Source organism: Nonomuraea sp. NPDC049637 (assembly GCF_040675235.1).
In the GTDB taxonomy this organism is placed as follows: domain Bacteria; phylum Actinomycetota; class Actinomycetes; order Streptosporangiales; family Streptosporangiaceae; genus Nonomuraea.
The window spans coordinates 113,498-134,599 of the sequence record NZ_JBFAOM010000028.1; the positions used below are offsets into that span (position 1 = coordinate 113,498).

Annotated in this window: 17 protein-coding genes and 1 pseudogene; 8 read left to right on the forward strand and 10 right to left on the reverse strand. The window is 73.5% G+C overall.

Annotated elements, in window-relative coordinates; genetic code table 11:
* Window positions 1–20: 20 nt before the first annotated feature.
* The gene (locus AB0J71_RS32400; protein ID WP_364417585.1) at window positions 21–446 is read right to left on the reverse strand and encodes an ATP-binding protein; all 426 of its coding nucleotides are present in this window, start codon (window positions 444–446) and stop codon (window positions 21–23) included.
* A 125-nt stretch (window positions 447–571) separates the two neighbouring features.
* Window positions 572–730 carry a hypothetical protein gene (locus AB0J71_RS32405; protein ID WP_364417587.1) on the reverse strand — a complete coding sequence of 53 codons (159 nt, stop codon included), beginning with the start codon at window positions 728–730 and terminating at the stop codon, window positions 572–574.
* Window positions 731–740: 10 nt separating this feature from the next.
* Here AB0J71_RS32405 and AB0J71_RS32410 point away from each other — a divergent pair, with 10 nt between their 5' ends.
* On the forward strand, window positions 741–1,046 hold the full coding sequence (locus tag AB0J71_RS32410; protein ID WP_364417589.1) for a hypothetical protein: 306 nt from the start codon (window positions 741–743) through the stop codon (window positions 1,044–1,046).
* On the opposite strand, the gene AB0J71_RS32415 is transcribed toward AB0J71_RS32410, so the two are convergent.
* The 3 genes from AB0J71_RS32415 to AB0J71_RS32425 all read right to left on the reverse strand — a co-directional run bounded on the left by AB0J71_RS32415 (window position 1,036) and on the right by AB0J71_RS32425 (window position 5,820).
* Entirely contained in the window at window positions 1,036–1,578 is a 543-nt protein-coding gene (locus AB0J71_RS32415; protein WP_352328380.1) for an isochorismatase family cysteine hydrolase, read from the reverse strand. The two genes, AB0J71_RS32410 and AB0J71_RS32415, sit on opposite strands and share 11 nt — an antisense overlap.
* A 64-nt stretch (window positions 1,579–1,642) precedes the next feature.
* Window positions 1,643–3,391 carry a CBM35 domain-containing protein gene (locus tag AB0J71_RS32420; RefSeq protein ID WP_364417591.1) on the reverse strand — a complete coding sequence of 583 codons (1,749 nt, stop codon included), beginning with the start codon at window positions 3,389–3,391 and terminating at the stop codon, window positions 1,643–1,645.
* 20 nt (window positions 3,392–3,411) lie between these two features.
* Window positions 3,412–5,820, reverse strand: coding sequence for a PQQ-dependent sugar dehydrogenase (locus AB0J71_RS32425; protein ID WP_364417593.1), 2,409 nt, complete (start codon window positions 5,818–5,820; stop codon window positions 3,412–3,414).
* Window positions 5,821–6,017: 197 nt separating this feature from the next.
* On the opposite strand from AB0J71_RS32425, the pseudogene AB0J71_RS32430 reads away from it, so the two are divergent.
* Window positions 6,018–6,329, forward strand: a pseudogene (locus AB0J71_RS32430) (GNAT family N-acetyltransferase); the annotation flags it as partial.
* 18 nt (window positions 6,330–6,347) lie between these two features.
* Here the strand turns inward: AB0J71_RS32430 and AB0J71_RS32435 are convergent.
* Entirely contained in the window at window positions 6,348–6,797 is a 450-nt protein-coding gene (locus tag AB0J71_RS32435; protein WP_352325845.1) for a DUF6789 family protein, read from the reverse strand.
* A gap of 123 nt (window positions 6,798–6,920) precedes the next feature.
* On the opposite strand from AB0J71_RS32435, the gene AB0J71_RS32440 reads away from it, so the two are divergent.
* On the forward strand, window positions 6,921–8,531 hold the full coding sequence (locus AB0J71_RS32440) for a RecQ family ATP-dependent DNA helicase (protein WP_364417607.1): 1,611 nt from the start codon (window positions 6,921–6,923) through the stop codon (window positions 8,529–8,531).
* A 26-nt stretch (window positions 8,532–8,557) separates the two neighbouring features.
* Here AB0J71_RS32440 and AB0J71_RS32445 read toward each other — a convergent pair whose 3' ends face one another.
* Together AB0J71_RS32445 and AB0J71_RS32450 are read right to left on the reverse strand one after the other, a co-directional pair.
* The gene (locus AB0J71_RS32445) at window positions 8,558–9,034 is read right to left on the reverse strand and encodes a protein-tyrosine phosphatase family protein (RefSeq protein ID WP_352325841.1); all 477 of its coding nucleotides are present in this window, start codon (window positions 9,032–9,034) and stop codon (window positions 8,558–8,560) included.
* A 29-nt stretch (window positions 9,035–9,063) separates the two neighbouring features.
* Window positions 9,064–10,128, reverse strand: coding sequence for a serine hydrolase domain-containing protein (locus AB0J71_RS32450; protein WP_364417595.1), 1,065 nt, complete (start codon window positions 10,126–10,128; stop codon window positions 9,064–9,066).
* A gap of 191 nt (window positions 10,129–10,319) precedes the next feature.
* Between AB0J71_RS32450 and AB0J71_RS32455 the strand changes: the two genes are divergently transcribed.
* Together AB0J71_RS32455 and AB0J71_RS32460 are read left to right on the forward strand one after the other, a co-directional pair.
* Window positions 10,320–11,138, forward strand: coding sequence for a serine protease (locus tag AB0J71_RS32455; RefSeq protein WP_364417597.1), 819 nt, complete (start codon window positions 10,320–10,322; stop codon window positions 11,136–11,138).
* A 174-nt stretch (window positions 11,139–11,312) separates the two neighbouring features.
* Window positions 11,313–12,296: a BtrH N-terminal domain-containing protein gene (locus AB0J71_RS32460; RefSeq protein ID WP_364417599.1), complete on the forward strand. Its 984-nt coding sequence runs from the start codon at window positions 11,313–11,315 to the stop codon at window positions 12,294–12,296.
* 127 nt (window positions 12,297–12,423) lie between these two features.
* Here the strand turns inward: AB0J71_RS32460 and AB0J71_RS32465 are convergent, their stop codons facing one another.
* Window positions 12,424–13,701: an NAD(P)/FAD-dependent oxidoreductase gene (locus tag AB0J71_RS32465; protein ID WP_352325836.1), complete on the reverse strand. Its 1,278-nt coding sequence runs from the start codon at window positions 13,699–13,701 to the stop codon at window positions 12,424–12,426.
* A 211-nt stretch (window positions 13,702–13,912) separates the two neighbouring features.
* Here AB0J71_RS32465 and AB0J71_RS32470 point away from each other — a divergent pair, with 211 nt between their 5' ends.
* Window positions 13,913–17,722, forward strand: coding sequence for a protein kinase (locus AB0J71_RS32470; protein WP_364417601.1), 3,810 nt, complete (start codon window positions 13,913–13,915; stop codon window positions 17,720–17,722).
* A 12-nt stretch (window positions 17,723–17,734) separates the two neighbouring features.
* Here the strand turns inward: AB0J71_RS32470 and AB0J71_RS32475 are convergent, their stop codons facing one another.
* Entirely contained in the window at window positions 17,735–19,588 is a 1,854-nt protein-coding gene (locus AB0J71_RS32475) for a serine hydrolase domain-containing protein (protein ID WP_364417603.1), read from the reverse strand.
* 237 nt (window positions 19,589–19,825) lie between these two features.
* Between AB0J71_RS32475 and AB0J71_RS32480 the strand changes: the two genes are divergently transcribed.
* Both AB0J71_RS32480 and AB0J71_RS32485 read left to right on the forward strand, forming a co-directional pair.
* Window positions 19,826–20,290 carry a hypothetical protein gene (locus AB0J71_RS32480; protein ID WP_364417605.1) on the forward strand — a complete coding sequence of 155 codons (465 nt, stop codon included), beginning with the start codon at window positions 19,826–19,828 and terminating at the stop codon, window positions 20,288–20,290.
* A 77-nt stretch (window positions 20,291–20,367) separates the two neighbouring features.
* Window positions 20,368–21,075 (forward strand): SDR family NAD(P)-dependent oxidoreductase, encoded by a 708-nt coding sequence (locus tag AB0J71_RS32485; protein WP_352325830.1) that lies wholly within the window; start codon window positions 20,368–20,370, stop codon window positions 21,073–21,075.
* Window positions 21,076–21,102: the final 27 nt, after the last annotated feature.

Below are 21,102 nucleotides of genomic sequence, written 5' to 3' on the forward strand. Positions count from 1 at the left end.
AGCCGGGCGAGGGCGCGGGTTCACGGCTGGCCGTCCTGGTCGGCGGGGACGCGGCGCATGAACAGCTCCAGCCGGGACCGGCCGTCCGGATGGTCGAGCGTCACCCGGTCGCACACGCGCTGTATCATCCACAACCCCATGCCGCGCTGCGGCGGCCAGGCCGGGACGCGGTTGAGGTGGGCGTTCGTCAGGGTGCCGCGCTCGTCGACCACGTGCACGGTCACGCCGTCCTCGTCGCTGCGGGCGCTCACCGTGCCGGGCGCCCGGGCGTGTTCCAGGACGTTGCCGGCCGCCTCGCTGACCGCCAGCACCAGCCGTTCCACCCGCTGCCTGTCGAGCCCCGACTCCAGGGCGAACTCGCCCACCAGGCGCCGCAGGTGACCCAGGTTCGTACCGATCGGCACGTGCAGCCCGAAGGACTCGCCCATGGTCACCGCCTGATTCATCCCGTTGGCCGGTACCGGCCCCCCGCCGCAAATCCTAAGCACCCTGATACGACATTCGGCCGGAAATTCCGTGAAACCGCTCCGAAAGGCGTGCCGCGCCTGCCCGGGATGAGGACGACCTCGGGCTACCGGCCGGTTCCGTGCGCGGGCGGCTCGCCGGAGGGGAACAGGATCGCGCTGAGCAGGTAGGGGGCGCGGCCGGGGGCCGGGGTGTTGCCCAGCCGGTTCCGTCCGCCGGCGCGGCTGTTCAGCGGGAACGTCCGGCGGCTGTTCCCCGCCGACACCTACCGGAGCATGCTCGCCGAGGACTTCACCCCCGCCGGCATCGCCCGGACGCGCCAGGAGATCCGGGCCGTGGCCGCCGCCATCCCGGAGTTCCGGACGCGACCGCCTCGGCCGCCGAGCTGCCCGACGATCGTGTTGTCGGTGACCCGCGCCGCGCGAGGGCGGGAGCGTCAGCACGCCGCCAACCGCGAGCACCAGCGCCGCTACGCCGACAGCCTGCCCGACGGACGCCACGAGGACGTCCTCTCGGGCCATCTGGTCCAGGCCGAGCAGCCGCAGCTCGTCGCCGACCGCACGGCCCGGCTCATCGGGTGAAGCATTCGCCGGACGGGGTGAGCCGGGCGGACATGTTGCGTTCCATCATGTTCAGCGCAGCCTGCCCGAGATCGTGGTGGATGGCCGCCACGCAGTCAGGCGGCACGGTCAGCTCGTAGTGCCGCACGTACGCGTCCAGCGCGCTGTACAACACGCACTGCTCCGTCACCTGCCCGGCCAGGACGACCCGCTCCACCCCGCTCTGCGACAGCAGGTACTCCAGCGCCGTGCCGAAGAAGGCGCTGTGCCGCACCTTGGGCAGGAACGCGCACCCCGACGGCGGCAGGACCGGCTGCACCAGGTCGGGCCGCCGGCCCTTCATCGCCCGCTCCTCGATCTCCCGCCGGTCGGCGGCGAAGTCGCCGTAGTTGTCGTTGACGTACACCAGCTCGACGTCGTCCCGCTCGCGGGCCCGCGCCACCAGGTCCGCGAGCGGCTCGACGATCGGCTCCACCTGCCGGGCGAGCCGCTCGGCGTCCTGGTGCTCGTACGGGTTCAGCATGTCGATGACGACCAGCGCAGATCTTGCCATAACCCCTGTTCTGTCCAGCTAGCTGCCGTTTTATCGCGGACGAATCGGGGCATGGCGGGGTGGGTCAGTTCTGGTCGATGAACCGCTGGGCGAGGGTCCGGCCCAGCGTCACGGCCTGGTCGTGGTTCTCGATGGCCGCCACCTTCGTCCCGGAGCCGGTGAACACGATGTACGTGACGCCGGAGTCGGTGCCGCCGTTGCTCGGGTCGGGATTGATGCCCAGGTCGGCGGCGGTGCGGTAGGAGGCCTCACCGATGATCCCCGACGGGCCCGTGTCGCCCGTGACCGCGTACTCGACCTGGCCGTTGTAGATGACCGCCACCACCGTCCCGCAGCCGATGCCCTTGGTCCGGTAGTCCCAGATCGAGCTGGGGCTCGGCACCACCACGTACGGGAGCTGCGCGGCGTTGAGCGGCGTGTCCGAGGTGGTGTGGCAGAACGTCTCGGCCTGGAAGCAGCAGTCGGTGTTCTCGTTGCACTGCGCGGTCCGCACGCCGTCGCAGTCGATGTCCAGGTCGCCCTTCCAGAACACGCCGCCGGTCTTGCCGCACACCGCGACGGTCCCGGAGGAGACGTCGGAGTCGGTCTTGTACTTGCCGTTGGAGATCTGGGCGCACGTGGTGACCTTGGCGAGCAGCTGGTCGGCGGTGGGCCCGCCGGCGCCGCCGGTCGTGGTGCCGGTGACCGCGGCGCTGTGCCCGGACTCGTTGCCCGCCGCGTCCACCGCCGTGATCGTGTACGTGTGCGTGGACCCGGCGGCCAGCCCCGCCACCGTGGCGCTCGCGGTGGGCGAGGTCGCCACCACGGTCGTGCCCTCGTAGACGCGGTAGCCGGTGACGCCCACGTTGTCGGTGGAGTCCGTCCAGGCCAGGGAGATGCCGGTGGCCGAGACGCCGGTCACCCGCGGGCTCGCCGGCACCGTGGGCGCCTGGCCGTCGGCGCCGCCGGCGCCGCTGACCGACAGCCTGTCCACGTTCGGGCCGCCCTCGGCGCCGGTCCCGGTCGCGCGGACGGTGTTGACGCCCGCGTTCAGCGTCACCGTGGCGCGGACGTCGGCCCAGGTGTCCCAGCTGCCGGTGCCGGGGAAGGCCAGGCCGGTCACCGCGGTGACGCCGTTGACGGCGACGTCCATCGGGCGGCCGGCGGCGGTGCCGTTGGCGTAGCGGAAGGTCAGCGTGTGGCTGCCGGCCTCGGCGACGTTGACCGACCACTCGATCGAGCCGCCGGGGGCGTTGACGTAGTCGACGAACCCGGCGCCGGTGTAGCCGGCGTGGTTGGTGGCCACGCTCGCCCCCGTCAGCGTCGCCGCCTCGGCCTGGTACTCGGTGGCCGGGGCGTCGGCGGTCGTGGCCTCCAGGAAGTCGAGGTTGGGGTTGCCGCCCGCGGACGCGGCGGTGACCCGGATCTTGTTGTCGCCCCGGTTCAGGGCGGCGGTGAGGGTGGAGGTCGCCCAGGTGTCCCAGTTCGCGGTCGCGCCGAACGAACGCCCGGCGGACACGACCGTGCCATTGACCGAGACGTCGGCGACGCGGGCGGAGCCGGTGCCGTTGGCGTACCTGATGGCCAGCGTGGCGGTGCCGGCCGCCGGGGCGTTGACGGTCCATTCGGTGTACGGGCCGGCCGCGTTGACGCTGTTGACGAAGCCGGTGCCGGAGAACCCGGCGTGGTTCGCCTCGACGGCGCCCTGGACGTTGGTGGCGTTCTCGGCCTCGTAGCGCACGGTCGCCGCGCGCGCGGGCAGCGCCACGAGCGCGGAGACGGCCAGGCACGCGGCGGCGACCGGGACGAGGGTGCGTAAGCGGGTTGCGAGCACGGTCACTCCCTCGGGGGGGGCTACTGGATGGCGGAGCGGCGGATCGTGTCGGCGCTGCCGTCGCCGTTGTTGTCGGAGTTGGTCGAGCCGAACCAGATGGCGGCGGCGCCCGGTACCTTCTCGACCAGGCGCAGCCTGCCGTACGTGCCGTTGAAGTAGGAGTTGACCGTCGAGACGTTCTCGCCGTTCAGGACGATGCGCCACAGCCGCTGCCCGCGCAGCGCCGCCATGAAGACCGTGTTGCCGACGATCGCGATGCCGCTCGGCGAGGCCTCGGCGACGCCCCAGGTGTACTTGGGGTTGGTCATGCCGGAGGTGGTGCAGGTGCCCTCGCAGGTGGGCCAGCCGTAGTTCTTGCCGGGCTGGATCAGGTTGAGCTCGTCGCGCGCGGAGTTGCCCAGCTCCGACGACCACAGCCGGCCGGCGGAGTCCCAGGCCAGGCCCTGCGGGTTGCGGTGGCCGTAGCTGTAGACGCGGGTGCCGAACGGGTTGCCGGGCGCGGCGGCGCCGGTCCTGGTCAGGCGCAGGATCTTGCCGTTGAGCGAGTTCAGGTTGGGCGCGTTGGCCGACTGCTGGGCGTCGCCGGTGGTGGCGTACAGGTAGCCGTCGGGGCCGAAGCGGATGCGGCCGCCGTTGTGGTAGCGGTTCTTGTCGATGCCCTGGAGGATCGTGGTGTAGCCGCTGAGCGTGCTGCCGTTGAAGTTCATCCTCGCGATGCGGTTGCCCTCGGCGGCGGTGTGCATGAAGAACACCTCCTGGTCGGTCGTGCCGTTCCAGGTGGGGGAGAGGTCCAGGCCCATCAGGCCGCCCTCGCCGTCGGTGGTCTGCACGTTCGGCACGGTCCCGACCTGCGTCTTCGTGCCCGACGGTGTCACCTTGAACACCTTGAACGTGTCCCGCTCGGTGACCAGCGCGAACGAGCCGTCCGGCGTCCAGGACGCGTCCCAGGGCACGTCCCAGCCGCCCGCGACGGAGGTCGGCGTCTGCGGCACGGTCCCGCAACCGCCCGTGGTGAACGAGGCCGACGCCGGGCTCGGCGCGGAGAGCTGACCGGCGGTGTCGCGGGCGACGACGTCGAGCTGGTAGGTGCGCGCGCACTCCAGCGGCACGCTCGTGCTGGTGGCGGGCGGCGCGCCGGTGACGGTGGCCAGCACGGCGCCGGAGGCGTGGTCGCGGACCAGGTAGGCGCGCACGCCGCCGTCGTCGGTGGAGGCGGCCCAGGTGACGGTCGCCGACGTGGGCTGCACGCCGCTGACCGCGGGCCGGCCGGGCGGCGAGGGCGGGTCGTCCGGCGGCGCGGGCAGGGTGTGGCAGGCGGCCTCGGGGCTGCTCAGCGAGACGTTGCCGGAGGCGTCCCGGGCGAACACCGACAGCTGGTAGCCGAAGTCCGGGGTCAGCCCGGTCAACGTCGCCGGCGGCGCGGGGGCGGTGGCGATGAGCTGGCCCTGCTGGTAGATGTCGTAGGCCACGACGCCGATGTCGTCCGTGGCGGGCGGCCAGTCCAGCTTCAGGCTGTTGTGGGTGATCTCGCCGCACACCGGCTGGCCGGGCGCGGTCGGCTTCTGGGTGTCGGCCGGTCCGCTGACGCGCAGCCGGTCGAGGTTGGGGCCGCCGTCCGCGGTGGTCGCGGTGGCGCGTACGGTGTTGGCGCCCGCGTTCAGGGTGGCGTTGAGCGTGACCTCGTTCCAGGTGGTCCACGCGCCGGTGCCGGGGAAGGACCGGGTGCTCGCGGCGCCGTTCACCGAGACGCTCAGCGGCCGGTCGATCGTCGTGCCGTTGGCGTAGCGGAAGGTCAGGCTCTGCGGGCCGGTGGCCGCCGCGCTGACCTGGAACTCGACGTACGAGCCGGTCACGTTGTCGTAGTTGACGAAGCCGGAGCCGGTGTAGCCGGCGTGGTTGGACTCCACGACGCCCCGCGCGATCGTGGCGGTCTCGGCCTGGTAGTCGGTGAAGCCGCTGACCTGGACGTCGGCGTCGAGGTAGTCCCAGTTGGGGTTGCCACCGGCGGTGGCGGCGGTGGCCCTGATCGTGTTGGGGCCCGCCTTGACCTGGGCGGTCAGCGTGACCGTGGCCCAGGTGTCCCAGTTCGCGGTGGGGGCGAAGGCGCGGGAGGCGGCCACGACCGAGCCGTTGACGGCCAGGTCGGCGGGCCGGTCGCCGGTGGTGCCGTTGGCGTAACGCAGGGCCAGCGTGGCGGTCCCGGCGCCGGGCGCGTTGACGGTCCACTCCGTGTAGGAGCCGGCGACGTTGTCGCCGTTCACGAAGCCGCTGCCGGAGTAGCCGGTGTGGTTGGACTCGACGGCTCCCTGCGAGAGCGTCGCGTTCTCGGCCTCGTACCGGGTGGGGGCGGCGTCGGCGGGTCCGGCGGGCACGGCCAGCGCGCCCGCGACCAGCGCGAGGACGCATAACCGGGGCTTCCACGAGTTCATCGGGTGGCTCCTGGGGGGTGAGCGGCTTTTCATCGTGTTCCCACAGCGAGTCACGCCCGTCAACAAGTTGTAGATCTTGGAACGCTCCAATTTTAGGAAACTTTACTAACTCGACCCGGAAGAGACATCGGAGGTGCGGACGGCCCTCACCCCGGCGTCTGGACAGCCGCGCGGTGGCGCCGGGACGATACGTGATCATGAACCTGAACGACCCCGGACAGGCGCGCCTGCGGCCGGCCGAGCCCGACGACCACGGCCGCATCGTCGCCGTGCTGGACGGCTGGTGGGGACGGCCGATCAGCGCCGGGCTGCCGCGCCTGTTCCTCGACCACTTCCACCGCACCAGCCTGGTGGCCGAGGACGGCGACGGCCTGGCCGGGTTCCTCGTCGGGATCCTGTCGCCCTCGACGCCCGGCCTCGCCTACGTGCACTTCGTCGGCGTCGCGCCACGCCTGCGCGGCGGCCGCCTGGCCCGCCGCCTCTACCGGCGCTTCTTCGCGCTCGCCGCGGCCGACGGGCGCGACCGCTCATCGGAGGTCTGTCCGGGCGTTGAGCCGGTTCAGGGTCGCCGCGAGGGCCGATCCGTAGACGACGTGCCCCAGGGCCATCACCGCGGGGCGGCCGGGCCGGTCGCGGGAGACCGGCGGCAGGATGTCCAGGCTCGGGATCCAGCCCTCGTAACTGGCGATCCAGATCGTCAGCGCGTACCCGACGCCCAGCGCGGACGGGGTGCGGCGCCCGCGGGTGAGCAGGCCGTACAGGGCTCCGGCGGTGACGCCGAACCCCAGGTGGGCCAGCGCCCCCACGACGCCCTCGCCCGGTTTGGGCCGGTGCCGGTGGCCGGGCAGCACCGCCCGCGCGATGCGTTTCGGCGGCTGGTCCTCCATCAGGCCCGCCCGGCTGCCGGCGAGCATCACCACGCTCATCGCCGCGGTCGCCACGGCGCCGCCCGCGGCGCCCTTCATGAGGTTGCGCATGTGAAGCCCGGTGCCCGGGACGGAACGCCGGAAACAGGCCATGACCCAGATCACGGCCGGCGGCTGACATGCCGGCCGGCCGGCGGGGCAGGAGGAACGGTCTTCCCGACCAGAGAGGACCGGATGGGCGACACGGCGGCGGAATGCGAGCGGGTGGCCAGGCAGGCGCTCGGCCTGACCGACCTGCGGCCCGGCCAGCTCCGGGCCATGACGGCCCTGGCCGAGGGCAGGGACACGCTGGTGGTGATGCCCACCGGGAGCGGCAAGTCGGCGATCTACCAGGTGCCGGCGTTGCTGCTGCGCGGCCCGACCCTGGTGGTCTCGCCGCTCATCGCCCTGCAGCGCGACCAGGTCGAGGCCCTGCGCGACCGCGACGAGGAGGCCGTCAGCCTGGACGCCGGAACGCGGGCCGCCGAGCGGGCGGAGACGTTCCAGGCGCTGCGGGCGGGGGAGACGGAGTTCCTGTTCTGCGCGCCCGAGCAGCTCGCCCGTCCCGACGTCCTGCGCGAGCTGGCCGCCGCGGGCCCCTCGCTCATGGTGGTGGACGAGGCCCACTGCGTCTCGGCCTGGGGGCACGACTTCCGCCCCGACTACCTGCGGCTCGGCGCGGTGGCCGACGCGCTCGGCCGTCCGGTCGTCGCGGCCCTGACGGCGACCGCCGCCCCGCCGGTACGGGCGGAGATCGCCGAGCGGCTGGGCATGCGCAAGCCGGTGGAGATCGTCCAGGGGTTCGACCGGCCGAACATCTCGCTGGAGGTGCGCCGGGCGCTCGACGACCCCGCCGACGACATCGTCACGACCGTCGCGGCGGCGAAGAAGCCCGGCATCGTCTACACGAACTCGCGCCGGCAGACCGGCCGGCTGAGCGGGCTGCTGGCCGAGGCCGGCGTACGGGCCGCCGCCTACCACGCCGGGCTGCGCCGGGCCGAACGGGACGCCGTGCACGACCGGTTCATGACCGGTGACCTGGACGTCGTGGTCGCGACCAACGCCTTCGGCATGGGCATCGACAAACCGGACGTGCGTTTCGTCCTGCACGCCGAGATCCCCGGTTCGCCGGACGCGTACTACCAGGAGATCGGCCGGGCGGGCCGGGACGGCGACCCGGCCGAAGCCGTGCTCTTCTACCGGCCCGAGGACCTGGGGCTGCAGCGCTTCTTCGCCGGCGGGACGCCCGACGAGGAGCGGCTGGCGCGGGTCGCCGAAGCGGTCGCCGAGTCCGGCCCCGGCAGCGACCGCAAGGGCCTGGCCGAACGCGCCGGACTGTCGGCGCGACGCCTGACCGCGCTGCTGGACCTCCTGGAGAGAGCCGGCGCGGTACGGCTCGGCACCCGCAAGGTCGATCCCGTGCCCGGCCTCGATCCCCGCGCGGCGGCGAGCCGCGCCAGGGAGCTGGCCGAGCGCCGCCGGGACGTCGACCGCAGCCGGCTGGAGATGATGCGCCGCTACGCCGAGACCACCGACTGCCGCCGGCGTTTCCTGCTCGGCTACTTCGGCGAGGAGCTCGCCGACAACTGCGGCAACTGCGACACCTGCCGCGCCGGGACCGCCGAGCAGGCCCCCCGGGAGGGCGGCCCCTTCCCGCTGCACGCCCGGGTGGAACACCGCGCGTGGGGGCCCGGCCAGGTCATCCAGCGCGGCGAGGACCGCCTGACGGTCCTGTTCGAGGACGCCGGATACCGCGAGCTCCAGCTCGACGTGGTCCTCGAAGAGGGCCTGCTCACCGAGATCTGAGCCGGCGAAGGGCCGCGCGGACCGGCCTAGCGCCGGGCCGGGCCAGGGAAGCGCAGGATCCAGCGGCGTTGCCACGGGGTCTCGACCGCCCGGGGGTGGTGGTGCTCGCGCGTCCAGGCGACGGCGTCGGCCGGGTCGAGGCCGGCCAGGACGGCGAGGCAGGCGACGACCGTGCCGGTGCGGCCCACGCCGCCCCCGCACGCCACCTCGACCGCCTCGCCCGCCCGCGCCCGCCGGTGCAGGTCGCGGATCCGCTCCACGGCCGCGTCACGGTCGCGGGGCAGCAGGAAGTCGGGCCACTCGATCCACGCGTGCGGCCAGCGCAGGGCGTCCTCGTGACGGCGGGTCAGCCGCGCCGAGCCGAGGTAGAGGCCGAAGCCGGGCGCCGGGCCGTCCGGCAGCGGGTGGCGCAGGCCCCGGCCGCGGATCCAGGAGCCGTCCGGGAGCCGGAAGGCGCCCGCGAGCGGCGGCTCGCCCGTCCCGCCGTCCGTCGGAGTGGTCACGGAACCTCCTCGTGCTGTCAGGGGCCGGCTCAGCCCGAGGTCCCGCAGAATACCTTGACGGCCATGCCCATGATCTCCGCTGTGGACGGGTTCCTGGTCGAGGGGTTGAGCGACAGGGTCAGCGACTTGCCCGAGTCCGAGCGGAACGCGAACGTCAGGTAGCCGATCAGCTCCCCGCTGTGCCCCCACACCGTGCCGCACGGCAGCGCGTACGCCTGCAGCCCGAGCCCGTAGCGGAACCCGGCGCCGGTCTCGACGGTCGTGCGCATGGCCTTCAGGGAGGCGGCGCTGGTGAGCCTGCCGCCCAGCAGGGCCGACATGAACCGCTCCAGGTCCGCGGCGGTCGAGATCATCTCTCCCGCGGCCCAGTCCAGCGAGGGGTTCATCCGGGTGGCGTCCACGAGGCCGGGCATCGGCTCGTACCCCTTGGCGTGGGGGGACGGCAGGCCCGCCCGGTCGCCGGGGACCAGCGTGTGGCGCAGGCCCAGCGGGCGCAGGATCCGGCGGGCGACCTCCTCGCCGTACGTGTGCCCGGTCAGCTTCTCCACCAGCAGGCCGAGCACCACGTAGTTGGTGTTGGAGTAGTGCCATCTGCCGTCGTCGGGGAGCTTCTTGGCGAAGGCCACCTTGAGCAGCTCGCCCGGCCGGTAGGAGCGGAAGCGGGCCTCGCCGCGCCAGCGGTTGGTGGAGTAGCCGGGCTCGCTCATGTAGTCGTACAGGTGGCTGGTGTGGTCGAGGAGGCCGCGGACCGTGATCCGGTCGCCGCCGGGGACCAGGCCGGGCAGGTGGCCGGCGATCGGGTCGTCCAGCTTCAGCTTTCCCTCGTCCACGAGCTGGAGCACCACGGTGGCGACGAAGGTCTTGGTCACGCTGCCGATCCGGAAGTAGCCGCCCGGCGAGGGGCGTCCGCCGCGCTCGACGTCGCGGACGCCCGCCGAGCCCGTCCAGGTGCCGCGCTCGTCGGTGACCCGGGCGAGGGCCGCCGTCGCGCCCTGTCCCGCCACGATCGCGGCCAGCTCCTGCCCTACTCCGGCGCCCTGGCCGCCCGCCGCCATCGTGGCCGCCACCAGCACGTTCATCATCGTCTGCATCATGCGGTCAACGTTAGGAAGATCGGCCGTACGGCGGAATGCGGTGCTCCGCCCAGTCCTGCTGCGGAAAACCGCAGCGCGTGGGGAGTGGGGTTGTCCCTACCGCGGGTTGGCGTGCTGGCGTACTGATGGAGGCGAATTCTTCGCAGATAGCGTGATTTCATCGTAATCACGCACTGAAATGGATAAATCCGGTGTTTAGTCGTCAATCGCTTGGCCGTCTCCTGGGCCGTTCCGCCGTCGTCGCCGTGGCGGGGGCCGCCTGTCTCGCCGTCACCGCCGGCGGCGCCGGAGCGATCGTCAACGGCGGGAAGGCCACGGAGGCGTACCCGTTCATGGCCTCGATCCCGATCTCGGCCCCGGCCATGGGACTCACGGACGGCGTGTGCGGAGCGGCCCTGATCGCGCCGCAGTGGGTGGTGACCGCCGCCCACTGCCTGGACATGGAGATCGGGTCGATCCCGCAGGGCACGGTCCGCGTCGGCAGCGACCAGCGCACGTCGGGCGGGGAGGTGCGCAAGATCGCCCAGGCCGTGCCGCACCCCCGCTATTCCCAGAACACCCCCAACAGGAACGACATCGCCCTGGTCCGCCTGGACCGTCCCGTCACCCAGGCGCCCGTCCCGATCGCCGCGCGGCCGGGACGGCCCGGCACCCCGACCCGGATCATCGGCTTCGGCGTCACCGAGTCCAAGCCCGACCCGGCCGACTGGAAGATGTCCCCGCGGCTCAACCAGCTCGACACGCGCCGGGGCGCCCCGTCCGAGTGCGGGCCCGGATACGCGAGCGCAACCCGCCTGTGCACGGTCAGCAGGGTGCCCAAGGCGATGGCGTGCAACGGCGACTCCGGCTCCCCGCAGCTGCAGCGGGGCAGGAACGGCCGGTGGGAGCTCATCGGGGTCACCTCGGGGCCCGGCGCCAAGAGCCCGTCCTGCGCGGAAGGCCCCGGTCTGTACACCAGCGTGCCGGCGTACGCGGACTGGCTGGACCGGACGATCCGCGCCTACAGCTGACCGGCGGGGCCGCACCGGCGGTTGAGGGCCGCCCGGCCGGGCCGCCGCCGCCGTCGCGCGGCGGGAGCGGGACGATGGACTCTCCCCCCGTGGGAGGCGGCAGGCTGCCTGACGGAGCCGTACCGGCCGGCGGCCCCGCGTCCGATGATCGAACCGGCCAGAGGAGAGCGGCGCATGACCATCGTGGAAGGCATCGAGGCTCGCGGCATGGAGCACTGCGAGACGACGGCGCTGGGGGTGCTGCTGCGCCACCAGGGGCTCGACCTGTCCGAGCCCATGCTGTTCGGGCTCGGCTCGGGCCTGTCCTTCGTCTACTGGGACGCCAAGGGCATGGACGTCCCGTTCCTGGGCGGCCGGGTCAAGCCGTTCGAGCTCACCAGGAACCTGGCCGAAAGGCTCGGGCTGACCCTGGACGTGGCCGAGACCGGCTCGGCCCGCAGGGCCTGGGAGAACGTGGCCGCCCGCATCGACGGCGGCCTGCCGGTCGGCCTCCAGCTCGACAGCTACCACCTGGACTACTTCGGCTCGAAGGTGCACTTCGGCGGCCACGTCGTCGCGATGTACGGCTACGACGAGCGGCAGGCGTACCTGGTGGACACCGCGCAACAGGGCGGCGCGGTGCGGACGAGCCGGGACAGCCTGGCGGCGGCGCGGGCCGAACGCGGCCCGATGACCGCCAGGAACCGTTCCTTCACCCTCACGCTGCCGGCCGGTCCGCCCGCCTGGCGGGAGCGGGCCGTCCCGGCGATCAGGGCGTGCGCCGAGGCGTTCCTCGCCTCGCCCATCGCCAACCTGGGCCACCGCGGCATCGACAAGGCCGCCCGCCTGGTGCCCACGTGGCTGGAACGCGTGGCGGAGCCCGCGCGTGACCTGTCGCTGGCCGCCCTCCTCATGGAGAAGGGCGGCACCGGCGGCGGCCTGTTCCGGGCCCTCTACCGGGACTTCCTCGGCGAGTGCGCCGCATTCGTCGACGACGACCGCCTGCGGGCCGGCCACCGCCTGTACGCCGAGGCCGCCGCCCTGTGGACGGACGTGGCCGCCCTGATCGCCAAGGCCGGCGAGGGGCGCGAGGCGGCGTACCTGGAGCAGGCCGGAACCGTCCTGCACGACCTCGCCCGCATCGAACGGGAGGCCATGCAGGCGCTGCGCGAACTGTGACCGCGGGCCCCGCAACGGCCTGCGCCAGCCATGAGCGGGCCCCCGGAGCGCTCTGCGCGCGCTGTGAGCGCTGTGAGCGCGTGCCGGGCGTGCCGGGCGGGCCGGGCGGGCCGGGCGGGCCGGGCCGCTAGACGGTCGCCCGGTCGATGGCGGTCAGGTCGGCCGCGCGCAGCGACGGGAGGTCGCCGAGCACGGCGTCGGCCGCGCGCCGGCCGGACACCAGCGCCCCCTGCAGGGAGCCGGTGTCGCGGTGGTCGCCGCACACGTACAGGCCGGCGCGCAGCCGCACCGGCCTGCGCAGCGGGTACGGCGGCCGCATCGCCGGCAGCGCCGCCGGCACCTGGTACGTCGCCACGTGCTCCCAGCCGGAGGTGTCGCCGTAGATCTCGGTCAGGCGGCGGCGCACCGGGCGTTCGTCGTCGGCCAGGCCCAGGACCGACGTGGACACCAGGGCCCGCCCGTCGGCGGAGTACCCGGGGGCCGCGTCGGTGAGCACCAGGGTGTCCGTGACGGCCCCGGTGGCGTCCACGATCTGGATCGGCTCGCGCATCGGGGAGCGGGGCGCGGCGTGGTAGAAGGTGGTCACCGCGCGCATCTCCGGCGTCTCGATCTCGCTCAGCAGGCGGCCCGCGGCCCGCGGGTCGGCGGCCACCACCACGGCCCGGCCCCCGACCGTGGCGCCGTCGGCGAGCCGCACGCCGCCGGGGCTCACCTCGGTGACTTGGGCGCCGAGCGTGACGGTGCCCGGCGGCAGCCGGTCGGCGAGCCGGCGCGGGATCTCGCCCATGCCGAGGGCGGGCACCCCGATGGTGCCGCGCGCGAACGACCGCCAGAACAGGTGGAAGATCCGGCTGGAGGTCTCCAGGTCGCGTTCCAGGAGCACCCCGGCCAGGAAGGGACGCATCAGGCAGTCGATCATCCTCTCCGACATGCCCCAGGCGCGCAGCTCGTCGTCGGTGCGCCGGTCGGGCCCGCCGCGCAGCCGGGACGCCGGCAGCACCAGGTCGCGTGCCGTGAGCGCGGCGAGCACGGCGTCGTCGCGCGGCGTGCCGAGGCCGGTCAGCAGCCCGCTCAGCGCGTGCCGGGGATGCCGCCACGGCAGCATCACCCTGGCCCTGGCCCGCCTCCCCTGGACGATCATGCCCGAGGCGAACGGGCGCAGGTCGAGCGCGTCCAGGTCGAGCATCCGGCGGGCCTCGGGGTAGGCGGTGTTGAACACCTGGTAGCCGCGGTCCAGCCGGAACCCGTCCACGACGTCGGTGCGCACCCGGCCGCCCACCCCGTCGGACGCCTCCAGCACCCGTACCGGCACGCCGGCCTCGTGCAGCCGCACCGCGCAGGCCAGCCCCGCCATCCCGGCCCCCACGACGATGACGGCCCCCGCCGTTCTCCGCTCGTTGTCCATGCCAGGGGCCCTACCCGCGTCCCCGCAGCTCAGACGCGCCGACCGTGCGACGACCGTGCGACGGCCCGGCGGCGACCATGATCCGGCGGCGGCATACCGCGGCATCCGGCGGCGGACGGCGCGACCGGCGCGTACGGTACTCGCGGGGGAACCGGGGCTCCGGCGTCCTCGTTTGTCCCAGGGGATCTGCTCCGCCGAACGAGGGGTGAGAATGCTGAGGGTTCCTCTCAAGGGCTCCTTCCGCTACATCCACGAGCCGCTGCGCCACGACGAGCAGTCGATGCCGCTGCTGGGGAACGCCGAGCTCGTCGACGAGCTGAACCAGCGGCTGCGCTGGTCGCGCGGAGGCACGTTCCTCATCACCGGGTTCCGCGGCGTGGGCAAGAGCACGGTCGTCATGCGCGCGGTGGCGGAGATCGCCGCCGGACGTCCCCGAGACGAGCTCGTCGTGCCCGTCTCGCTGAACGTCGCCCGTCCCATGACGCCCGACCAGCTGCTCTTCGCCGTGGTCAGGCGGACCTACGAGACGCTGCAGGACCGGCGGGTGCTGCAACGCCTCGACGCGGGGGCGCGGCGCGCGTTGCTGCTCGCGCACGTGCGCACCTCGTTCGGGCTCAAGCAGACGCAGTCGGACTCCTCCGAGCGCACGGCGACGTTCAACGTCGGCATGGGCCCGGCCGCCAAGAAGCTGACCGGGCCGGCCGGCTGGCTGAGCCCCAGCGGCAGCCTGTCCGGCAAACGCACCCACGCCCTCGGGCTGGAGGCCTCCTACCTCACCTACTCCGAGACCGACGTCGAGCACGATCTGGCGCGCATCATCAACCTGCTGGCCCGGCAGCCGGCGCGGCGGCGCGGATGGCGCCGGTGGACCCGCGGGCCGCGGCGGGTCCATCTGATCATCGTCCTGGACGAGGTGGACAAGCTCACCGCGAGCCCCTCCGGCCTCGACGAGATCGAACGGCTGCTGGGCAGCCTGAAGAACACGCTCACCACGCAGGGCGCGCACTTCCTCGTGGTGGCCGGCCCCGACCTGCACGACCACGTCGTCAGGGACACCGGCCGCGGCAACAGCGTCTACGAGAGCGTCTTCGCCTGGCGCTGTTACGTCCCCTGCTCCTGGGAGGCGCCCGGCCGCCTCCTGGAGGCGATGCTCGACGAGCGGCCGGCCGAGTTCGAGCAACTGGCCCGCTACCTCCGCTTCAAGGCGCGCGGCATCCCCCGCCGGCTGCTCCAGGAGTTCGGCGAGCTGGTCAGGTGGGAGGGCGAGCGGCCGTTCCTGGTCATCGGCGACCAGGACGAGCAGCGCGTCGCGTTCTACGCCCGGCTGGAGGAGCTGCTGGAGCTCTTCTTCCGGGAGAGCGGCCAGGACCGGCTCTTCCGGGTGCCGATCGACGAGGACCGGTGGCGGCTCACCGGCTACTACATCGTGGACTGGATCCTGCGCAGGCAGGGCGACACGTTCACCGCACTCGACATCGTCGGCTCGGCCGAGCAGCCCGAGCTCGACCCGCTGCTGCACGTCGGCCGGGCCGGCGTCGACCGGCTGCTGCTGCACCTGGAGGTGCACGGCGTGCTGACCGTGGTCCGCGACCCCGGCAGGCCGGACGCGACGAACTACGGCGGCGACGCCGACGCGCGGCTGGTGTCGTACAAGCTCGCCGACGGGCTGAAGCACACCCTGCTCGGCATCGCCCTCGGCAACGAGGGCGAACGGGCCGCGCTCGACCTGTTCCTGCGCGTCCCGGCCCGCGACGTCACGGTGGTCCCCACGCAGCAGGCGAGCCCGGAGCCGGCCGGGGTCGAGTCGGTGCTGCGCACGGTCGGCGCCCGGTACGAGCTGGTCGAGTTCATCGGCGAGGGCGGCCAGAGCACCGTCTACCGGGGCCGGGACATCGTGCTGGCCCGGGACGTGGCGGTGAAGGTGCCGCGGCGCTTCCCGTCCGGCAACCCCGACGGGGAGGCACGGCTGCGCAGGGAGGCCGCCATCGCCATCCAGCTCGACCACCCCAGGATCGTCCGCACCTACGACGTCGCCCTCGACGACGAAGGCCGGCCGATCCTGGTGATGGAGCTGGTCGAAGGGCGCACGCTCAGTGAGATCGTGCGCCAGCAGGGCCCGCTGAGCCCCGCCGACGCGGTCCGCCTGGGCGTCCAGATCGCCGAGGCGCTCACCTACCTGGACGGCCGCCGGGTCACTCGCATCGACCTCAAGCCGTCGAACATCATGATGAAACCGTCGAAGGACGCCGTCATCGTCGACTTCGGCATCGCCAAGAGCAGGGGGGCGGCCGAGATCACCAGCCCCGGCGACGCCATCGTCGGGACGCCCGCGTACATGTCGCCCGAGGCCGTGCGGAACGAGGTGGTGGACGTCAGGTCCGACCTCTACTCGCTCGGCGTGCTCCTGTACTTCTCGCTGACCGGGCAGTCGCCGTACCCGGGCGAGAGCAGCATCCCCGCGGTCATCGCGGCGATCCTGGGCGGACGGGTCGACCTGTCGGCGCTGACCGGCCTGCCGCACCTGCGGGAGATCATCGCCAGGGCGACGGCGAGCCGGCCGGAGGACCGCTTCCAGCACCCCGCCGACCTGCTGGCCGCCCTGGCCGGCACCCCCGAGGGCCGGGCGCTCCATCTGCCGGACACGCCCGGCCCCGTCCGGCGGCCGGAGGAGTGGACCGTCCCGCTGCCGGACGTCGCCCAGGACGACGTGCAGGTGTACGGCGTCGACTGCAAGAAGGGGCACTTCAACGATCCCCGCGTGGCCGCCTGCGCGGTGTGCGGCCGCGCGCTCAAGCCCACGCTGGTGCCGCACAAGGGCCGCCGGCCGCCGCTCGGGACGCTCGTCCTCGACGACGGGACGAGGCTCCGGCTCGACGCCACCTACCTGCTCGGCCGCTCCCCGGAGACGGCCCCCGAGGTGGTCGCGGGCCGGGCCCGCCCGGTCAAGCTGGCCGACCCCGAGAGCACGGTCTCCCGCCACCACCTGCGGGTCAAGCCCGACGGCTGGGACGTCAACGTGATCGACCTGGGCTCGGCCCACGGCACCCGGCTGCGGATCCCCGGCGAGGCCGCCGCCCACGACCTTCCGCCGGACGAGCCGGTGACGATCCGGCCCGGCACCACCGTCACCCTCGGCCGGTCGCGCTGGATGCGCCTGGAGGACGAGCAGCCGGGCGCGCCCGCCGACAGCCCGCGCGGTGGACGCCTCGGCCTCCACGACGGCCCGCGCGGTGAACGCCTCGGCCCCTACCGGCTGCTTCGCAGGCTGGGCGAGGGCGGCACCGGCGTGGTGCACCTGGCCGTCGAGCCGGGCGGCGGGCAGGTGGCGATCAAGGTGCTGCGTCCCGAAGTGGCCGGCGACGCCCTCGCCCGGCGGCGCCTGGCCCGGGAGGTCGAGGCGATGCGGCTGGTCCGCGACGACCACGTGGCCGAGGTCGTCGACGCGGACGTGACCGGCGACCCGCCCTACATCGTGACCCGGTACGTGCCCGGCGTGCCCCTGAACGAGCTGGTCGGCCGCCACGGGCCGCTGGAGGTCGCCGCCCTGATCCGCGTGGGGAGGGGCATGGCGAAGGCGCTGGCCGCCATGCACGCGGCGGGGGTCGTCCACCGCGACCTGAAGCCGAGCAACGTGCTGCTGGCGGACGGCGACCCCGTCGTGATCGACCTGGGCATCGCCCAGGCCGTCGACTCCACCAGGCTCACCATGACGGGCATGTTCGTCGGCACCCCCGGCTACCTCTCTCCCGAGATCATCTCGGGGCAGAAAGTGGGGCCGCCGGCCGACGTGCACGCCTGGGGGGCCACGCTGCTCTTCGCGGCCATCGGCCGGCAGCCCTTCGGCGAGGGCTCGCTGGAGAAGGTGTTCTTCAACATCGTGGAGGGCAACGCCGACGTGGAGTCGGCCCCCGTGTTGCTGCGCCCGCTGCTGAGCGACGCCCTCGCCAAGGACCCCGCCCTGCGGCCGACCGCCGCCCAGCTGGTCGGCCGCCTGGCCGAGCTGGAGAAGGGCCCGGCCTGACCCCGCCGGGCCCTACGCCCAGCCGTAGACCGACCTGACGGCCGCGGCGACCTCGTTGACCAGCGCCGTGTCGTTGCCGTTGGCCAGCACGGCGTAGCCCGCGCCGAGCTCCGGATAGCCCTTGAACACCGACCTGAAGCCGTAGTTGGAGCCGTCGTGGCTGTAGGAGAAGTTCCGGGTGCCGGAGCCGGCGACGAACAGGCCGCGGCCCATCCCGGGCTGCGGGCCCTCGGTGAGCAGCGAGCGCACCGACGCGCGGGTGAGCGGCCCGGCGATGTCGCCGGTGGCGGTCCAGGCCCGGTTGAGGTACGACACCAGGCGGCACAGGTCGAGCACGTTCGTGTAGAGGCCGGCGGCGGCGGACTCGGGATACCGGTTGTGGCCGCCCGGGATCACCGTCCCGGTCGAGGTGTGGCCGGAGGCCAGCTCGAAGGCGGGGGAGAGCGCGTACGAGCTGCCCGCCATGCCCAGCGGGGCGAACACCTCCTGGCCCATGTAGTCGGCCAGCGACCTGCCGGTCAGCTCCTCCACCATGCGCTGCAGCAGCACGTACCCGGCGCCGGAGTAGTGGTACTCGGCGCCCGGCTCGGTGGACAGCTCGATCCTGGGGGAGTTGCCCTCGCCGTTCATGATCTGGAGCAGGGACGGGACCGTGGCCGCGGCGCCGTACCCGGCGAAGCCGCCGCCGCCGGCGTCGAAGCCGGAGCAGGCCCCGGCGGGCGAGGTGGAGCCGCGCCCGACGACCCCGGCCCGGTGCGTCAGCAGCTGCTCGACGGTCGGCGCCGCCGTCGGCGACACGCACGGACGGGCCGGCAGCGTCCAGCCGAGATGCGGGCGCACGTCGGCGGTGAGCGCGATCTTGCGCGTCTGGAGCAGCCGCAGCACGCCCACCGCGGCCACGGCCTTGCTGATGGAGGCGGCCTGGAACGCGCTCTCCGGATGCGCGGCGGGGGCACCGCCGGCGGCGAGCCGCCCGTAGCCGGTGGACCAGGCGATCTTGTTGCCGACGACCACCGCGACCGCCACGCCCGGCGTCTTGTACGCGCTCATCCGCTGCCAGATGGTCGAGCCGCCGACCGCGTTCTCGAACTGGCGCACCCGGTCGGCGGGCAGCGCGGGCGCCTTGCCCCGGGAACACAGCGCCCAGCCGCCGCCCGGCCGGAAGGCCACGTTGTGCAGCTGCCAGCCGCCGCCGGCCAGGCTCTTCATCTTCGCGAAGCAGGCGTCGTCGATGCCGCGGGCGTGGAACTCGTCCTGCGCGACCAGGGCCCAGCCGCCGGCCTTGGGGAAGGCGACGCGGGTCAGCCGGCGGCCGCCCTGGGTCAGGTTGCGCATCATCTGGTAGCACTCGTCGTCGACGCCGTTGGCCTGGAAGGCGGCGGACGAGACGACCGCCCAGCGGTCGCCCCCGGCGGGCGGGAAGGCCACGTCCACGACCTGCTGCCCGGCGGTGTAGTACGCCTTGATCCGGCTGAGGCACGCCGCGGGCAGGCCGCGGGACGACACGCCCTTGTCGGTGGTGATCACCCAGCGGTCGCCGCCCTCCGGTGGGAAGGCGACGGCGTTGACCTTCCGGCCGGCCTTGACCAGCGCCCCCAGCTCCGTGAAGCAGGCGTCGGGGATGCCCCGGGCGAAGTACCGCCCGTCCTGCGTGACCATGACCCAGCCGCCGGACGGCGTGAAGGCGAGCGCCGTGACGCCGTAGGGAGCCAGCTCGGCCAGCTTGGCGTGCGCCTCGGCGGTCAGCCCGGCGTCCGCGGACGGGTAGGCCGCCGCGAAGGCGGGCCCGGCGGGCACCGTGGCGGGCACTGCGGCGGCCGCCAGTCCGGCGACTCCGGTCAGGGTGAGAAAACGTCTCCTGTCCACAGGGCTCCTCGGTGCAAGGCGGGGCGAAACACGGTGATCTTGGCAGAGATGTCCGGCCAGGGCCAACCGCGCCCGGCTCCGGCGCGGGCCGGGGAGGGGCTCCTGCTCAGGGACGGGCTGACCAGGACCCTGCACGAGCACGGCTGCAACGCCGACGTCCGCTACCCTGGCGCCGGGAATCGCCACCTTGACGCCCTCTTTCCGTATTCGGCCGTACGAGCGTGAAGGATGACGGGGTTGACGACGAGAAAGCTGCTCGCGACGCTGGTCACCCTGCTCGTGGTGTGCGTCGGTACGGGCTGTTCCACCTGCTCCGTCACACAGGGGCCGCCGGTCACCCTGCCGAAGCCGGACGCGGCCGCCGATGTGGTGGTGCGCGCCTATCTGGCGGCCGTCGCCGCCCGTGACGACGAAGCGGTTCGTCTTCTGTCGGCGCCGGCTCATTACCGGCGCGTCCACAGCTGGCCCGACGACCCGCTGGACACCTGGGCCGACGTGCAGGTCTCCGAGGTCGGCGAGCCGACACCCGACGAGTACGGCCCCGGCGGCTATCGGCAGGTACGAAGCGTCGCCGTCGTCATCGAGGTGCGCCGGTGCGATGAGGACCCGCCGAACGACGACAGGCACTGGCCGTACATGTTCCTCACGGGCCGGCAGTCGGACGACGCCCCCTGGAAGGTCATCGGGTTCGGCGCGGGTTGAGGGCCGCTGGTGCGCCGATGCCGGGAACGCCAGGACGAATTGACTTCGAGCGCGCTCGAATTCCTAGCGTCCCGCCCATGACGACAACACTGATCACAGGGGCCAACAAGGGCCTCGGGTTCGAGACCGCCCGGCGGCTCGTCGGCGCGGGGCACACCGTCTACGTCGCGAGCCGGGACGCCGGACGTGGACGGCTGGCCGCCGAGCGGCTGGGCGCGCGGGCGGTGGCGCTGGACGTCACCGACGACGCGTCCGTGGCGGCGGCGGCGCGGGCCGTCGAGGCGGACGGAGGGCTGGACGTCCTGGTCAACAACGCCGGCATCCAGGTGGAGATGGAGGACGGCCGGGTGGCCGGGGCGGCGGAGCTGACCGCCGAGATGATGCGGCGCACGTTCGAGACGAACGTGATCGGCATGGTTCGCGTGCTCCACGCGTTCCTGCCGCTGCTGCGGCGATCCGGCGCGCCGGTCGTCGTCAACGTGAGCAGCGGCCTCGCCTCGCTGTCCCGGATGACCGACCCCGGCATGGTCGGCCATGCGTACCCGGGCGTCGCCTACCCGGCCTCGAAGGCGGCCGTCAACATGGTCACCGTCCAGTACGCGAAGGCGTTCCCGCAGATGCGGATCAACGCGGTCGAACCCGGCTTCACCCGTACCGACCTGAACGGCAACACCGGCCTGCAGACCGTCGAGCAGGGCGCCGAGATCATCGTGCGCATGGCCCAGGTGGGACCGGACGGCCCCACCGGCGGCTACTTCGACGCCGAGGGGCCCCTCGCCTGGTGACCGACCCGCGCGCCTCCCGCGGGAGGC

Excerpts from the sequence above, each read along its gene's own strand:
- AB0J71_RS32435 (WP_352325845.1), bottom strand. The coding sequence starts at position 6,797 with ATGCGCAACCTCATGAAGGGCGCCGCGGGCGGCGCCGTGGCGACCGCG.
- AB0J71_RS32400 (WP_364417585.1), bottom strand. The coding sequence starts at position 446 with ATGAATCAGGCGGTGACCATGGGCGAGTCCTTCGGGCTGCACGTGCCG.
- AB0J71_RS32410 (WP_364417589.1), top strand. The coding sequence starts at position 741 with ATGCTCGCCGAGGACTTCACCCCCGCCGGCATCGCCCGGACGCGCCAG.
- AB0J71_RS32485 (WP_352325830.1), top strand. The coding sequence starts at position 20,368 with ATGACGACAACACTGATCACAGGGGCCAACAAGGGCCTCGGGTTCGAG.
- AB0J71_RS32440 (WP_364417607.1), top strand. The coding sequence starts at position 6,921 with ATGGGCGACACGGCGGCGGAATGCGAGCGGGTGGCCAGGCAGGCGCTC.
- AB0J71_RS32415 (WP_352328380.1), bottom strand. The coding sequence starts at position 1,578 with ATGGCAAGATCTGCGCTGGTCGTCATCGACATGCTGAACCCGTACGAG.
- AB0J71_RS32460 (WP_364417599.1), top strand. The coding sequence starts at position 11,313 with ATGACCATCGTGGAAGGCATCGAGGCTCGCGGCATGGAGCACTGCGAG.
- AB0J71_RS32450 (WP_364417595.1), bottom strand. The coding sequence starts at position 10,128 with ATGATGCAGACGATGATGAACGTGCTGGTGGCGGCCACGATGGCGGCG.
- AB0J71_RS32470 (WP_364417601.1), top strand. The coding sequence starts at position 13,913 with ATGCTGAGGGTTCCTCTCAAGGGCTCCTTCCGCTACATCCACGAGCCG.
- AB0J71_RS32425 (WP_364417593.1), bottom strand. The coding sequence starts at position 5,820 with ATGAACTCGTGGAAGCCCCGGTTATGCGTCCTCGCGCTGGTCGCGGGC.
- AB0J71_RS32465 (WP_352325836.1), bottom strand. The coding sequence starts at position 13,701 with ATGGACAACGAGCGGAGAACGGCGGGGGCCGTCATCGTCGTGGGGGCC.